At 34.8% G+C, this 16,538-nt stretch carries 9 protein-coding genes; 8 read left to right on the top strand and 1 reads right to left on the bottom strand.

Features of this window, described 5'->3' with window-relative positions:
* Nucleotides 1–152 precede the first annotated feature (152 nt).
* The 7 genes from NC797_RS03175 (at nucleotide 153) to NC797_RS03145 (ending at nucleotide 14,291) form a co-directional block, all read left to right on the top strand.
* A complete protein-coding gene (locus NC797_RS03175) occupies nucleotides 153–3,866 on the top strand; it encodes an alginate lyase family protein (protein WP_272435202.1) in 3,714 nt (1,237 codons plus the stop codon).
* Nucleotides 3,867–3,990: 124 nt separating this feature from the next.
* A complete protein-coding gene (locus tag NC797_RS03170) occupies nucleotides 3,991–7,524 on the top strand; it encodes an N-acetylglucosaminidase (protein ID WP_272435201.1) in 3,534 nt (1,177 codons plus the stop codon).
* Between the two features lie 222 nt (nucleotides 7,525–7,746).
* On the top strand, nucleotides 7,747–8,094 hold the full coding sequence (locus tag NC797_RS03165; protein ID WP_272435200.1) for a hypothetical protein: 348 nt from the start codon (nucleotides 7,747–7,749) through the stop codon (nucleotides 8,092–8,094).
* A 2-nt stretch (nucleotides 8,095–8,096) separates the two neighbouring features.
* Entirely contained in the window at nucleotides 8,097–9,134 is a 1,038-nt protein-coding gene (locus NC797_RS03160; protein ID WP_272435199.1) for a glycosyltransferase family 2 protein, read from the top strand.
* Nucleotides 9,135–9,236: 102 nt separating this feature from the next.
* Nucleotides 9,237–10,499 (top strand): O-antigen ligase family protein, encoded by a 1,263-nt coding sequence (locus tag NC797_RS03155; protein WP_272435198.1) that lies wholly within the window; start codon nucleotides 9,237–9,239, stop codon nucleotides 10,497–10,499.
* Nucleotides 10,500–10,729: 230 nt separating this feature from the next.
* Nucleotides 10,730–11,803, top strand: coding sequence for a glycosyltransferase family 4 protein (locus tag NC797_RS03150; protein WP_272435197.1), 1,074 nt, complete (start codon nucleotides 10,730–10,732; stop codon nucleotides 11,801–11,803).
* A 148-nt stretch (nucleotides 11,804–11,951) separates the two neighbouring features.
* On the top strand, nucleotides 11,952–14,291 hold the full coding sequence (locus tag NC797_RS03145; protein ID WP_272435196.1) for a M14 family metallocarboxypeptidase: 2,340 nt from the start codon (nucleotides 11,952–11,954) through the stop codon (nucleotides 14,289–14,291).
* Nucleotides 14,292–14,458: 167 nt separating this feature from the next.
* Here the strand turns inward: NC797_RS03145 and NC797_RS03140 are convergent, their stop codons facing one another.
* A complete protein-coding gene (locus tag NC797_RS03140) occupies nucleotides 14,459–15,436 on the bottom strand; it encodes an LCP family protein (RefSeq protein ID WP_272435195.1) in 978 nt (325 codons plus the stop codon).
* A gap of 519 nt (nucleotides 15,437–15,955) precedes the next feature.
* On the opposite strand from NC797_RS03140, the gene NC797_RS03135 reads away from it, so the two are divergent.
* On the top strand, nucleotides 15,956–16,459 hold the full coding sequence (locus NC797_RS03135) for a sigma-70 family RNA polymerase sigma factor (protein WP_272435194.1): 504 nt from the start codon (nucleotides 15,956–15,958) through the stop codon (nucleotides 16,457–16,459).
* Nucleotides 16,460–16,538: the final 79 nt, after the last annotated feature.

The following is a 16,538-nucleotide window of genomic DNA, read 5'->3' as shown; positions in this document are numbered from 1 at the left end:
AAATAATAGAAATTCGGCACTTATACACAAAAATAAAAGAAAAACCTAATGGTAAAATTTAACATATGTGGATAAGTGGTTTTTCGATATTAAACAACTTTAAAGATAAATTTACTCTTCAGAGCTGCTTTCGTTTGTTCATGGTTGCATTGATGATTTTTTCCATTTTGCCAACCCCGACGTATGTAATGGCAGAAACTACAGATAATCAAGTAGATAGTAATCCTAATGATGCAAAAGAGGAAAAATCCTCCGTACCAACTGAGGAGGAGCAAATAAGCACACCTAAGAAAGAAGAAAACACAGCAGGAGTAAATGAAGAAGAGGCAATAGTTGAGACACAAGCAGTTTCAAATCCATGGAAAACTTCTACTTCCAAATATTTTCAGGTAAATGAGGAAAATCTAGCAGTCTATGATAATAGCACTGGTAGTCTTGTAGAGGTAGGCCAATTAACAAAAGGTCAAGTATATCCTAGAATTAGCTCTTATGGCTCGGGCTGGCATAAAATTCAATACGGAAATATAGAAGGCTTCGTGTATGCCCTAGGTACAATACCTGTAGATGGTAGCCAACTTGAAAATGAAAACACATCCTACAGTAATCAAACGAAAACATTTAAGACGTTAGAAGATGTAATCGTTTACGATAACACATCTGATCGTTTAGTACCCTTTGGTGTCATTAATAAAGGGAATAGCTATCCAATTGTCGGTGATTATGGGAATTGGTGGAGAGTGCTACTTTCTGATCGTGTAGGTTATGTCAATAAAAATTCGGTAAAACGAAACTTCTCAGCATCTAATGATTATTTTCGAGTTATTAAGAATGGTACAGCAGTCTACGATAATCGTACAGGTGAGTTAGTTAAAGTTGGTGAACTAACAAAGGGACAAGTTTACCCACGAATAAGTGCCTATGGCCCGAACTGGCACAAAATCCAATTCGGGAATATATATGGCTATGTTTATGCACCTGATACAGAAGTAGCATCTAGTAGAGATGTTAAAAATGAAAACAAAAGTTACAGTACTCAAAAACGTGTATTTTCAACCTCACAAGAAATACCAGTCTATGATAATAGTTCAGGTAAACTGGTTGAGTTTGGAAGAATTAAAAAGAATGTGTCATTCCCCATTGTGAGTGATTACGGGAACTGGTGGCGTGTTCTGTTTAGCAATAGGATAGGATACGTACATAAAGAAACGGTCAAAACTTCTTTTTTAAATTCGGACAAGTTTTTTAAGCCCAATAAAAACAACTTACCTGTGTACAAGAAAGTGAACGGATCCCTAGTAGAAGCTGGCTATTTAATTAAAAACCAAGAATATATTCGAGAAAGAGACTATGGTAATTGGCATGAAATCAACCTAGGAAATGAAAAAGGATATGTATGGAAAGACGGTACAATGCCATCTAATGGGGATAGTATAAACAACCAATATCAAGAGGATAGTAATGGGAACGTATTTGAGTTGGCTGTTGATGCTCCTGTATACGACTATTCAGGAAAGCAACGAAAAGAATTTGCAACGTTGAAGCAGAATACTCAAATTACCAGTATCCGTTCTTATGGTTCATGGTATGAAGTTGACGTATCTGGTAGAAAAGGATACGTGTATAAGGGAGCGCTTAAAATACCTTACGACCAATTTGGTAAATTTTTTAAAGTGACTGCAGACAATACACCAGTTTATTTCAAGGAAAATGACGAACTGAAAATGATCGGATATTTAGAAAAGGGTCAAATATATTCTCGTTCTAGGGATTATGGAAACTGGCAGGAAATAAATGTCGGTAACCAGACTGGTTATGTTTTAAAGGAAAACACCATGTTGGTTAATAAGCCTGATCAGGATTTACTAACCTCCTATCCAAATAGTGATATTTTGATAGAAGTCACAAGGGATGCCACAGTTTATATAAAACAAGGAAACGACAAAGTGAAATATGGAACAATCAAAAAAGGAACATATATCGATAGTGCTAGTGATTATGGAAATTGGTACGAATTAAATATGCTAAACACAAAGGCTTATATTTACAAAAACAATGTAAGAACTGGTGTTAGTATGGAAGATGTTAAAGAAGGATTAAATAAGGATCAAGTGAACTTGTTACTTGGGAAGAAATATCAAGACTATATGAAACCAACTAATCTAACAGGACAAAAAGCAATTGAAGTTGGCGACTTAATACTTGATAATAATATTTATGTTATGAGTTTGTGGGAACCAGTTAAATATGACACATTGGACTGGAAAATGGATCCTTATCAGGATGATTCATGGCAGTTATACTTTCATTCACTAAGGACCGTCAGCTATTTATTAAATGCATACGAGGAATCAGGTGAAAATAAGTATTTAAATAAAGCCAAAGAATTAACTAGAGATTGGATAATCAATAACCCAAATAATGACTCTTCAAGTAATTGGGCATGGGCGGATCATCCTGTAAGTAATCGGTTGCTTGTTATGACCTATATGATCGAACTATTAAAGGATAGTGAAAATCAGGATATTGAATTTATGAACCTATTATTAAAGTCAATAAAGGAACATGTTAATTTTCAATTATCTGATGAAACCTATCGTTTTCCGCATAACCATGGAGTCATGCAAGATAGATCAATCATTCAAACCGCTCTTACTTTATCCAATGTTAAAGAAAGTAATTATTGGTTGAATATTGCATTTAATCGTTTAGAGAAGCAAATTAATGCATTTGTCAGTGATAGTGGCGTTCATCTGGAACATTCACCTTTCTACCATAATTATGTTATACGATTATATGGTGGTATTCAGGATATGATAAGTTCAACTGACTACTCCCTAAGCAAAAATACTGTTCAAAAACTTGATGATATGAAGGATTATTTAGTTTATATAACAAAACCTAACTTGTTACTACCATATATAGGCGATACTACGCAAACTAGGATAAATGACTCTTATGGTAATGAAAATTTGCAGTATGTCGTTTCAAAAGGTGCAGCGGGAACGAAACCTACTGTAAAAGATAAAGTATACACAGACGCAGGAATCGCGATTTTTAGGGATGAATGGAAGAGTGGTAGTTCATATGAAGATATGACGCATTTCGTTTTTCAAGCAGGGTATCATTCATATGTGCATAAACATGCTGATGACCTCTCATTTGTTCTTAGTTCATTAGGAGAAGATATATTTGTCGATGCTGGTAAGTATATGTACACAGACAATATATGGAGAGATTACTTTGTATCTAGCAAAAGCCATAATACTATTACAGTAGATGATGTTAGTTACAAAATTGAGGACAAAGATTACGGGTCTTTCATAACCGATTACAGACTGAAAGATACTTATTCATGGATTAAAGGGGAGCATAACTTAATAGACGGTGTTCAATATTCTAGAGAAGTATTGTATATAAGACCTAATGCTCTAGTGATTTTTGACCAATTAAATTCGGATTCTACTCATTCTTATAAACAAAATTTCAATTTGGGTGCTTCGTTTAGCATAAATAAAGATAATTCAAATAAAAATATCCTTTATGCGAATAGTGATAATATAAATTTATCAATAGAGCAGCTAACTGAAATACAAAATTTTACTAATTATAAGGGATACTACAATCCGAGTGATAAAGTTAACCCAGTAAGAGGTTATGCATCAACGAAAACAAATGAGCTTTACGAAATAAATCAAGTCGAATTTGAAAAATTTGGTAAGGACGTAGAATTTGTTACATTAATTACTCTCGATAGTCCAAAGTATGCAAACAAGGTTCAAGATATTCAAATTGTTAACAATGGTAATACTAAAGAAATAAAATATGAAGTGAATGGAAAACAAAACTCTATTACACTACCAAATTAAATGAATTTCAGATGAAAAAAAGCTGCCTTTATGGTAGCTTTTTTTTACAAAAATCGGGATTGAATTTCAAAGTTAAACAATATATACTTAAATACGTAACATTACTACAAGAAAGGAGTTATTAATGACTAGAATTCGACAAAAAAGCTTTCGTTTATTCATGGTTGCATTGATGATTTTTTCCATTCTGCCAGCCCCAATGTATGTAATGGCAGAGACTGCAGATAATCAAGTAGATAGCAAACCAGTATTATATCAAACTAGTAAAGAGATAACGGTAGACGGTAATATAGTTATCCAACCAGATACTTACTTATATGGGGTGGAAAAGCAGGAAACGCCAGGAAAGGTTTATGTTCAATTTGGGAAAGAAAAGATTGAACTAAACAAAGAGAATCTAATAAATGTAGAAGTTACGGAAGAAACACCTCAATACCAAGAATATAACGATGGCGAGAATATGGATGTAACCGTCGATGTGAATCAAGGCCTGTACGCAAAACAGCCGGATGATGCAACTCGAATAACGTTTCAGCAAACTACTACTTATCCAGTAGTACAGGATGCACAAGGAAATAATGTTTTTAATATTGGTAATGTCGCGTTTTATTTGCAGGAAAATTCAGCTGAACTATCTGGTGATGATAATAATACATCTTCTGAAGATAGTCAAAAAACAGACATTCCTAATGATGCAAAAAAAGAGGAAGAATCCTCCGTACCAACTGAGGAGGAGCAAGTAAGCACACCTAAGAAAGAAGAAGACACAACAGAAGTAAATGAAAAAGAGGCTATAATTGAGACACAAGCTGTTTCAAATCCATGGAAAACTTCTACTTCCAAATATTTCCAGGTAAATGAAGAAAACCTAGCAGTCTATGATAATAGTACTGGAAGTAATGTAGAAGTAGGTCAACTTAAAAAGGGCCAAGTATATCCTAGAATTAGTTCCTATGGTCCGAACTGGCACAAAATCCAATATGGAAATATAGAAGGATTTGTGTATGCACCAGCTACTTCTCCTGTAAATGGTAGCCAACTTAAAAATGAAAATACAACTTACAGCAATCAATCGAAAACATTCAAAGCACTAGCGGATGCAGTCGTATACGATAACACATCAGGTGATTTAGTAGATTTTGGTGTGATTGAAAAGGGTGAGAACTACCCAATTGTAAGTGACTATGGTAACTGGTGGAGAGTCATTTTATCAGACCGTGTAGGTTATGTGAACAAAGATTCTGCTAAACTTAACTTTAGCCCTTCCGATGACTATTTTCAAGTTACGTCAGACTATGTAGCCGTTTATGACAATCGATCCGGTGATTTGGTTAAAGTCGGTGAATTAACAAAAGGTCAAGTTTATCCACGTATCAGTTCCTACGGCCCGAGCTGGCAAAAAATCCAATTTGGAAATATTTATGGGTATGTGAATGCAGATAACACAAAAATTGCATCGGGTAATAACTTGCGCAATGAAAATACAGGTTATTCCAACCAGGCTCGTACGTTTACTCCAAATTATAATGTACCTGTTTATGATAATAGTTCAGGAGAGTTAGTTCAGTTTGGACAATTAAAAGCAGGAAGAGCATATCCAATTGCAAGTGATTACGGCAATTGGTGGCGTGTTATTTTTAGCGATCGAGTGGGATATGTTAGTAAAGATACGGTTAGAAATAATTTTGTACCTGGAGATAAGTATTTCCGGGTATTAAGAGAAAATCTTCCAATCTATGATAATCGTAGTGGAAAACTTGTTGAAGTTGCTCAACTAACAAAAGGACAAGTTTACCCGCGAATTAGTAGTTACGGATCGAACTGGCAAAAAATCCAATATGGGAATATTTCAGGCTATGTCTATGCAAATGATACAGAAAGTGCAAATGGAAGTAGCTTAGAAAACGTTCGATCTAACTTCAATACACAAGAGCGTTCAATAATACCAATCAATGATGTTCCGGTTTATGACAATTCTTCTGGTAAACTAGTTCAATTTGCAACACTTAAGCAAGGGAAAGCTTATCCTAAAGTTGCGGACTATGGTAACTGGTGGCGAGTTGTGATTGCAGGAAGAGAAGGTTATGTACAAAAGGAAGATGTACGACAAAGTTTTCTCCCTGGAGATAAGTACTTTAGAGTTGTTAAAGACGGATTACCTGTATATGATAATCGTGGAGGAAGTTTAAATCAGGTTGGGGAATTACGTAAGGGACAAACATATCCAATTGTAAGCAACTATGGTAATTGGTGGAGAATACAATTTGGAGAATATTATGGATATGTGAATAAGTCAGATACAGAATATGGAGTTAAGTCAAGCATTCGAAATTTGAACGGTGCTTACGAAAATTCTGACAAAATTAAAGTTGTAGCAAATAAAAATGCAGAGATCTTTGACAATAGTTCAGGGAAACTTATTCCTTTTGGTGAATTAGAAGAGGGTACCATTTACCCTATTGCATTTGATTATGGTAACTGGTGGGGAGTAATTTACGGTGGCCGTATTGGATATATTAGTAAAAATAGTGCGGACAGATACGGTATTACCGAAACGGATTATGACCTAACTTTGGATGAAGCTATTAATATTCAAATGAAATCCACCCCACAAACGGATAAGTATAGAAATGAACCTGCTTATGTAAGTAGTTCAACAGTTGAGGTTTACGATGGTGGTTATATAAATACCAGTGATGTAAACCTTAGAACTTCTACAGATTTAAATAGTAAATCGAATATATATGCTACAGTGGGATACGGTAAACAAATTGTGATTCTGGATGATTCCGTTCAAGGAGATGAATTCTCTGGAAGCACAAATTGGTTCAAAATCGGTATCGAAAACGATTCAAAAGTATTATATGTTCATAGCTCTTTAGCAAAGAAAACAGGTAGTAGAGTTGCTAAAGCAGTTAAAACTACCAATGTGTTTTCAAAGATGAGCTTAAATAGCAATGTCTATGGTACAGAAAAAACAGGGGAATTTCTTACTGTTCTAGACGAAGGTTCAAACTGGCATCGTGTTGATTATGGTTCATGGAGAAATCCTACATCATCTGATGTTAGCTATTATATGAATCCAGCCAATTTTGTAAATGACGAAAAACAACGATTTCAATTTCTAGACTTATCTTACACCGATAATGTAACTCTAGAAGCCGCCCTTAGAACTTTATTATCTGGGCAGGGAGTTTTAGACGGAAAAGAAAAGGTGTTTATGGATGCGGGAATCGAATTTGGGGTCAATCCTATCTATTTAATTTCACATGCTCTTTTAGAAACTGCAAAAGGTACTTCTCAACTTGCAAAGGGTATAGAAAAGAATGGTACTAAGGTTTACAATATGTATGGTATTGGTGCAAATGATAATTGTGCTATTAAATGTGGTACGCAGAGAGCCTATGACGAAGAATGGTTTAGTGTAGACGCAGCAATTATAGGAGGAGCAGGATTTATTGGAAAGGGTTATATACAATCAGGTCAGAACACGTTATATAAAATGCGATGGGATCCTGAACAAATGGTGAAAGGAAGTCCTGATCACCAATATGCAACTGATATCGGTTGGGCATATAAACAAGTTAATAATATATATAATACCTATCAGAAAATTGAATGGATTACACCAGCCTTTAATATTCCGGTTTATAAGTAATAGTAAACACATTAATTGCTTTGAATGAAGCAATTAATGTGTTTTTTTGTTTTATATTTATGGTCGTTTAGGATAATGGTCTTATTGTCTGGTTAGAATGTATAAAAGGTAGTTAAATGATGAATTTTGACGATATTAAATGTCGCTTCGACTAGGAATATGGTATCATTTAATTAGTGAAATGTCTGGAAGTATTTTTTGAGAAGGAGAAGGTCAATAATAATGACGCATACAAAAAGTGAGGCTAAGCAAACGGAAGGTTCGTTACAATCCATTGAATCTATTCAATACAAAATTTTAGTAGAGTTATCATCTCAAGCTAAAAATGAAGAGAAACTCCTTGTTGAATTGAAATATTATCGTGAGCAGCTGTTAAGTAGTTTCGAAAATGAAAAAAAGTTGATTCAAACCCTTCATGATAAACAAAATAGGATCAAGGAATTAGAAAAAGAAAACAAAGTATATAAAGTATATAAAGAGAAATACGATAAATTAAAAAATTCCGCTATTGTAAGGTTAGCTTATACATATTGGAATCTACGAAAAAAACTAAGTTTTAAGAGGAAGTAAATATGAATAGTGAATATCAAGAAAGAATAAATGAAATAGAAAATTTAATAGAGAAAATTAATCATACACAGGTTCCTTCCACATCTTTATATACTCCATTCAAACCAGGTATTAGCGTTATTATTCCAACATATAAAGGTGAAGAGTATATTAGCAATTGCTTAGAGTCCATTGTAAATCAAACACTTTCAAGTATGTTTTATGAAGTGATCGTTGTGATAAATGGTGCTAAGGACGCTACTGAAACAATAATAGACAATCTCATTAAGGAGAATCATATAGATAATATCACTGTTCTGTACGAGCCTTTGGCAAGTGTAACGAATGCTCGAAACGTAGGGATAGAATTAGCTAACAGAGAATTTACTGTATTCGTTGATGATGATGACTTTATTTCTGAAAACTATTTAGAGAAAATGTATCAGTATTCTCGCCATAACTCGGTCGCAATCTCTCAAATTGTCGATATAGATCAGGATGGAAACTATTCATATGACAATACTGTAAACAACCAAATAATCAAGGCGGAGGAATTAAATTATAATAATTTAAACTCTCTTGGACACGTCATGTCGATGAATGCATGTAAGTGCCTGCCTACATATATCGTGAAGAACCACAAATTTGTAGATCTAAGAAGTGGAGAAGATGTTGTTTTTACTACTGCATTGTTTACAACTAACAAGTTAAACGTCAAGATTATACCTACACAAGAAAAGGCTATCTACTACCGTCTAGTTAAGGATGGTTCTATATCTAGACAACATCATACCTTTGACTTTTGTATTACACAACGTCTTGAGGTCATTTCCTATCTGGATGCTTTACTGTCAAAGTTAGAAGATGCACACCATGCAGAATTTGTTAGAAGAAAAATAAGAGGTCAACTATCGTTTGTGAGAAAATACTTATCTGACAATTCACAGGAGACATCCCGTGTAAAAAATGAAATAAGTAAACATAGCTTTTCCGATATTACGCATAAAGCAATGGATGAAGTCATGAAAGTAAATGCAAGAAAAGATGACAACATTATTTAAATGTATGTGTCATCTTTTTTGTGACAATAAAAATCCCATTAACTTATGCATTCTATTATATTATACTAATAGTACAACTTAGAATAAAAAAAGGGGAATATCATGGACGAGAAGATCATCAAGTTAAATCAAATTATGATATTAATGATTAGTCCAATATTGGTGCTAAATATTGCTAGTCTTGTAAATAACGTAGAATATAAAAACTTTGGTATGAAAAGTATCGACGCAGCATATCTTTTGTTTTCTTTGTTTTTTATCATTATGTATAATTGGAAGGCCTTAGACTTCACTAAATTTAAGGCAATCTATTCTTTGTTTGCGCTGTATACTTTTATTTATTTATATAGTTATATCCAATACCAGGATGACAGATCGTTGGAGACAATCCTCCATTTCACCCTCTATTTTGTCATCATCCTTTCACTCTTACGAATGAAATGGAACAAACAAGGACTTATTATACTTGCTTCTGGTTTAAGCATATTTATTTTAGTCGTATTCCGCCATTGGGTGTACCAAGATTTCAGAACAGGCGATTTTAGAAGTTATATTACAAATCCAAATGGTCTTGGCATCATCTTATATTGCTCTATCTTTTTTACTAGTTTAGCTGCTCTATATTCAAAAGGAATAGGAAAGGTTATATTTGCAGCCATATCAGCTATTGGATTTATTCTTATTATTGCTACATCATCTAGATCAGTTTATTTAACACTGCTTGCTTTTGTTATTTTCTACCTCATATTAAATTTCAGAATAGAGTGGTTTAAAAAACTGTTCTTACCAATACTTTTGGTCAACTTAACATTTCCTATTATCTATATCTTGATTTCAAAGGGGCCTGTTGCACAAATAGTATCAAACCTTTTTGTGAATATATTTACACAAACGATCTTCTCGGGAAGGCAAATCATTTGGGAACCAGTAATAGAAAAGGGAATCCTTAAATCTCCTTTTTTAGGAAATGGATATGGTACTATGCCTTGGGACATATCCGAAGTTAATTTAACCACTCATAATGTTTACCTTCAGGTTCTTTTAGAAGTAGGCATGTTTGGTCTATTTGTATTCTGCATGATCCTATTCTACATTTGGAGATTACTTAAAGATAACCTCCATACAATCGCTGGTCAATTTTCAGCTTGCTATCTTTTAGCTTTACTTTTGTATATTAATTTTGAGTTAACACTATTCCCTAATTCGCCAAGCTTTGCTACGATTGGAATCTTTCAGTGGTTAGGTGTGACAATTGGAATTAACTTTGTAGAGACTAGAGAAAGCATAAATACTCAAACCAATTCATCACAAAACAAAAACCAACGTAGAGTATTTAGGTCAACAAGAACAAGTAAGTCAAAATAATAAAGAGTGTACAACTTCTATGTTGTGCACTTTTTGTGCAACAGGCAGTCGCAACGTTTCACTTTTATGCTAAAATGATGTTTTAATGAAACTTTTCCTTTATAAGAATCGTCTATTTAGAAGATCATCGAATTAGAAAAAGATGGCTTATATAACTTTCTCCCTATTGTGGGATAATGAATAATAAAGTATTATTAAATTAATTTGAATGCAAGTAGGTGTAATACAATATGTATGATATTCCTCAATTAGTTACTGCCTTTTTAATATCAGCCATTGTTTCTATCTCCATTACACCATTCATTAGAAAAATGGCAATTAAATTTGGAGCTATGGATAAACCTGATCATAGAAAAGCGCATACGGTAAGCATGCCACGGTTAGGTGGGCTTTCGATCGTTATTGGAGCAATAAGCGGCTATTTGTTTCTGCAACCGGAAGCGGCCTATATGTCTGCAATTTTATTAGGTGCTTTCGTTATCGTTCTAACAGGTGTTTTAGATGACTTTTTTCAATTAAAACCGATCTACAAACTAACTGGACAACTAATTGCAGCTTCGATCGTCGTATCGTCTGGACTAATCATTGATAAGTTAACGATGCCTTTCTTAGGTACCGTTTACTTGGACAACTTTAGCTTTGTGATTACAATATTATGGATTGTAGGAGTCACAAATGCCATCAATTTAATTGATGGGTTAGATGGATTAGCAGCTGGAGTTTCTGCAATAGGTTTGACAAGCATATTAATAATGGCCATTATGGATTATCGAATGATTGTTGTGTATCTTGGGATTATTTTAGTCGGAAGCTGTTTAGGGTTTCTGTATCACAATTTTTATCCCGCCAAAATTTTTATGGGTGATACGGGCGCATTATTTCTGGGTTATTCTATTGCTATTATATCCATGCTTGGACTATTTAAAAATGTTGCCTTGTTCAGCTTTATTATCCCTATAGTGGTAATTGCTATACCTATTTTCGATACAATGTTCGCAATAACTCGGAGACTGATTAATAAGCAAAGTATTGGAACGCCAGATAAGAAACATATCCATTATCAATTAGTGAAAATGGGTTATAGTCATAGGGCAGCAGTATTAATTATTTATGCTTTTAGTACTTTCTTTGGCATAATGGCGATCATATTTAATAGCGCAACATTGCTCACTTCTTTAATAATTATTGTAGTGGTCGTTGTGGGAGTGCAAGTATTTGCTGAACTTTCAGGAGTGGTTATGAATGGTCAGAAACCTTTGATTAATAGTTTTAAAAGGCTAGTTAAAGTGAAAGACAAATTATAATTTACAGTGACTTGCCTTCGTTATGAGGGGAGTCCTTTTTTGTTTAATTCCTGTTTGATTCAAATGTTAAAAACTAGCTATTGTTCCTCCTATTATTATGAAATATACTAAACTTATATAAATTAAGTGCAAGAAAATGGGGGACAACATGAGAAGTTTTTTGACAAAGACGCGTACCACAACAATATTCATATTTTTTTTATTACTTTTAGAAACAGTAACCGTGTTTGCAGAAGGGAATAATGAAGCGGCAAATATATCTTCATTGGATAATCCATGGATCCAAGCATCATCGGATTACTTTAAAGTAATCGACAATAATGCGGATGTAGTGATTAACCAAAATGGCCAATTAGTGAAAGTAGCGGAACTTACTAGAGGAGAGGTATACCCGATAGCAAGAGATTACGGAAACTGGCATGAAATTAAATTTGGTAATGATAGTGGTTATGTATATAAAGCGAATACAGTCCCAGCTTCGGGGGATACGGTTAAAAATCAAAATCGAACCTATCTGAACACGAACCAATATTTTATTGCAGAAAGAAAAGCAATAGTTTACGACAATACTTCAGGGAAGCTAATACCCTTTGCCATGATCGAAGAAGGGAAACGGTATCCGATTGTAAGTGACTATGGGAATTGGTATCGTGTCATCATTGCTGGCCGAATAGGTTATATTAATAAGAATGATGTAAATGGCTACTTTAACAATGAATCACGCTATTTCGAAGTAACAGAAGAAAATCTAACTGTATTTGATAATAGAGGTGGAAGTTTAAAGGAGATTGGAACACTTAAAAAGGGACAAGTATACACGAGAATAAGTGACTATGGAAACTGGCACCGGATTCAATTCGGAAGCAATTATGGCTATGTGTATGAAGATGGAACGATTCCTTCGTTTCAGAATTCTATAAAAAGTGAGAATCAAACATACAAAAATAGCCTAAGCACCTTTATTACGAAAGAAGATACGATTGTCTATGATAATTCAACAAGCCAATTAACAGCGTTTTTTACCATTAAGAAAGGAACAACCTATCCGATCGTGAGTGATTACGGGAATTGGTATCGTATTATTGTAGGTGGCCGAATAGGGTATGTACAAAAAAATAATGTGATCGAGCAATTTACAAACGATACAAAATATTTTAAGGTAACGGAAGAGAACCTCGCCATATTCGATAACCGAGGAAAGGGCCTTGAACAGGTTGGTACTTTAAAAGCGGGGCAAGTGTATCCCCGGGTGAGTGATTATGGAAACTGGCATCGTATCCGATTTGGTGATCACTATGGGTACGTTTATAAAAAGGGCACGATTCCCGACGACGGAAATTCGATCAAAAATGTATCAATGAATCATTCCTCAATTGGTATTCTTAAAGCATTAAATAACATAACGATATATGATAACACAGGAAAAGATTTAATTCCTTTTGGTGTAATCGAACAAGGCCAGAATTATCCTGTTACAAGAGATTATGGAAATTGGTATGAAGTGAACATTTCTGGCCGCTATGGATACGTGCGAAAAAGCAATGTTGAGGCTAAAGTAGCTAAAAATATTGTGAACCCGAATCAGGTATATACGTATGAACAAATGGAAAAGGATATTTCAGAGTTAGAGGAGACTTACCCAGAGCTCATCACCACAAAGATTATTGGGCAATCTGTAGACGGTAGGAATCTTTATGCAATAAAAGTTGGGAAAGGAAACACAGAAATATTCTTTAATGGTGCACATCATGCAAGAGAATGGTTAACTACGAATCTATTAATGGAAATGATAGATAGCTATAGTCAGTCATATGTAATGGATGAAACGATCGAGGGATATGATCCGAGATACATCCTTAACAATGCGTCTATATGGTTCGTTCCAATGGTGAATCCCGATGGGGTGTCATTGGTGCAAAAGGGTGCTTACAGTGCTCAAAGCCCCCAACAGGTTATTAGTATGAACGGAGGAAGTACAGACTTCTCTGCCTGGAAAGCAAATATCCGAGGAGTAGATTTAAACAGGCAATATCCAGCAGGCTGGAGCACGATACAAAATAATACAGGTAGACCTTCTCCTCAAAATTTCAAGGGATTACTACCACTAAGTGAACCCGAATCAAAGGCGATGTACGACTTCACTTTAGCTCATGATTTTAAAACAGCCGTAGCCTATCATTCTTCTGGCGAAATTCTATATTGGGATTATAAAACAAGCGGAGCACTACAACAAACAAGTAAGAAAATAGCTGAAATGATCAATCAAAAAACAGGATACAGACTAATATTCCCGGGATCGAATCCTAGTGGAGGAGGATATACAGATTGGTTCTTGTACGGAATGCAAAAACCAGGGTTCACTCCTGAAATTTCACCAGCAGTAGGTCCAAGGCCAGTGCCATTAAGTAGTTTTGGTTCCATATGGGGGGAAAATAAGTCAGTTGGTTTAATGTTAGGTTTAGAAGCCTATCAAAATAGTAACAGATAAATAGAACAATCCAATGGCTCTTAGAGCTGTATCCCGAATGAGCGAGCGTTAAAAAAATTCGGCGCTCAAGGTGACACATGCTAGATTGTATGTGTCACCATTGATATGCATAACAAAAAAGCCTCCATGAAATGGGAGGCTCAAGTTTTCTATTAATATGTCATATATTAATGTGTATCAGTTGAATCAAGCTCTAAATGGTTTCTTAATGCATTTCTTACTTCTGCAACGGATGATTCATAGGGGATATAATAAGAAACTCCATCAATATATTGGCTTTCTCCTTCAAGTGTTAGCTGGTCAATATCAGCAACACTGAAATCGGAGTATTTTCTATAAAACCCTAAAGCTTCTGATAGTTTCATATTCGTTTCAATGTTTTCTCCTAATTCTTCAGCTATTTCATCCACTTTGGTAACCGTTTTAATTGAAGTTAATTCTTTTAGTATTTCCTTAACTACCTGTTTCTGACGTTCATTACGCCCAATATCTCCCCTTGGATCTTCAAGCCGCATTCTTGCATATGCCAAAGCATATCTACCATCTAGCTCCATTTCACCTTTATAGAATTGTAGTTTTTCAGCAACACGATCATCACTGTTTTGCTTAAAGTCAAATGGGACGTCTACAGTGATTCCGCCGACAATATCCACGATATTTTTAAATCCGTCAAAATTTACAGTAGCATAGTAGTCAATTGGTATATTTAGATAGTTTTCAACTGTTTCAATAGACATTTCTTTTCCGCCATACGCAAAGGCATGATTTATTTTGTCTTCTTTCCCTTTCCCTGCAATTTCTACTAACGTATCACGAGGAATACTTAACAATTTGACCTTCTTATCATCAGGATTAAAGGTAGCTACCATTAAGGTGTCTGATCGACCACCAGTTCCTCCTGAGGAATAGCTTTCTACTCCCATCAACAATACGGACACTGGATCATTACCGATAGAAACAGCCTGATCTCGCAGCTTTGATTTTTCCCTGTCAAGGTCATCATAAGATTGATTCGCAGCTTGAAGGGTCTGCACGAAAAGGTACCCCCCAAATCCTGTTAGTCCTAATGCCAATACAAATATAATAACAAGCAGTCTACGCCTACGTTTCTTCTTTTTTAATTGACGCAATTCCTTGCGATACATATAAATTCTCCTTTGAAATTAGTGAACACGCCTTATTATAAGGTTATGTTTTCAATTATGCAATATACTATAGCGGTTATGCATGAGATTGTGAGATTGTCACAGTGCCCCCCGAAATTTGTCGAATCCATTTTCAGAGAATCATAGAGAGCTGGCCTCATCTTTGCTTTCTAGTTCCTTTTGTATCTAGTAACAAGAAAATGAAAATCGCTGAAAACGCAGATACACCAAGGGTTCAGCGCGCTTCCTCTCTCACATAAAAAAATAATTTAAAAAAAATTAAAAAAATTTTTGCGAATTAGTAAAAAAGCGTTATTCAATAACCGTTGAAAAGAAGTGACGATTTTCGTGCAAATTCGACATGTTTTGACAACATTTTCCCCTAAAATTCTTACTTTCCCTAAAATTCGACAAATTAAAAGTCTTGGTTATTGAATAACACCTCACTTGACACCATATACGATAATAGAGGTATACCATGGAAAATATGTAAGCCGGCTTACTGAAAGAGGAAAACAAATGAATAAAGCAATCGACAAACCATTTTGTGAAGTAGCGAAGCAAAACGAAAGGAGAATTCACTATCATATTCATAAGCTAGGTATTTTTGATCCCCATCAGGAATACTACCAAGAAGGGCTTTATGCCTTATGGAATGCTTATTGCACGTACCAACCTGAGAAGGGGAGTTTCTCCACTTACCTCAACTATTCTATCCGAAATCGCTTAATTGACCTCTTACGAAAAAACATCCGGCAGATAGAAAAAGATACTCTCGTCATCGATTATCAGATTTCGAATTACGAAAGCTATGCAATCGATACGCTAGAAGATCCTTTGTTTTGGGAAGAAATTAAATCCCTTTTAACGATCAAACAATGGAAGTGGGTTTACTACCACATCATTTTAGACCTTCCAATTAAAGCTATTGCACAGAAAGAGAATACAACTGTAGATGCTGTGAAAAATTGGGGGAGAGAAGTGAGAAAGAAATTGGGTACTAATCTGATCATTGAGAAGTGATTAGGTGAGGCACAGTGACAGCTATCGGTATGTCACATGTGGTGGTACAACTTTCATGTCAATTTACACAGAAGGAAAA

Origin of the sequence: Terrihalobacillus insolitus, from assembly GCF_028416575.1 — a bacterium.
GTDB classification, from domain to species: domain Bacteria; phylum Bacillota; class Bacilli; order Bacillales; family Amphibacillaceae; genus Terrihalobacillus; species Terrihalobacillus insolitus.
Note: the sequence above shows the minus strand (reverse complement) of the source record. Positions and strands in the feature narration are given on the sequence as shown.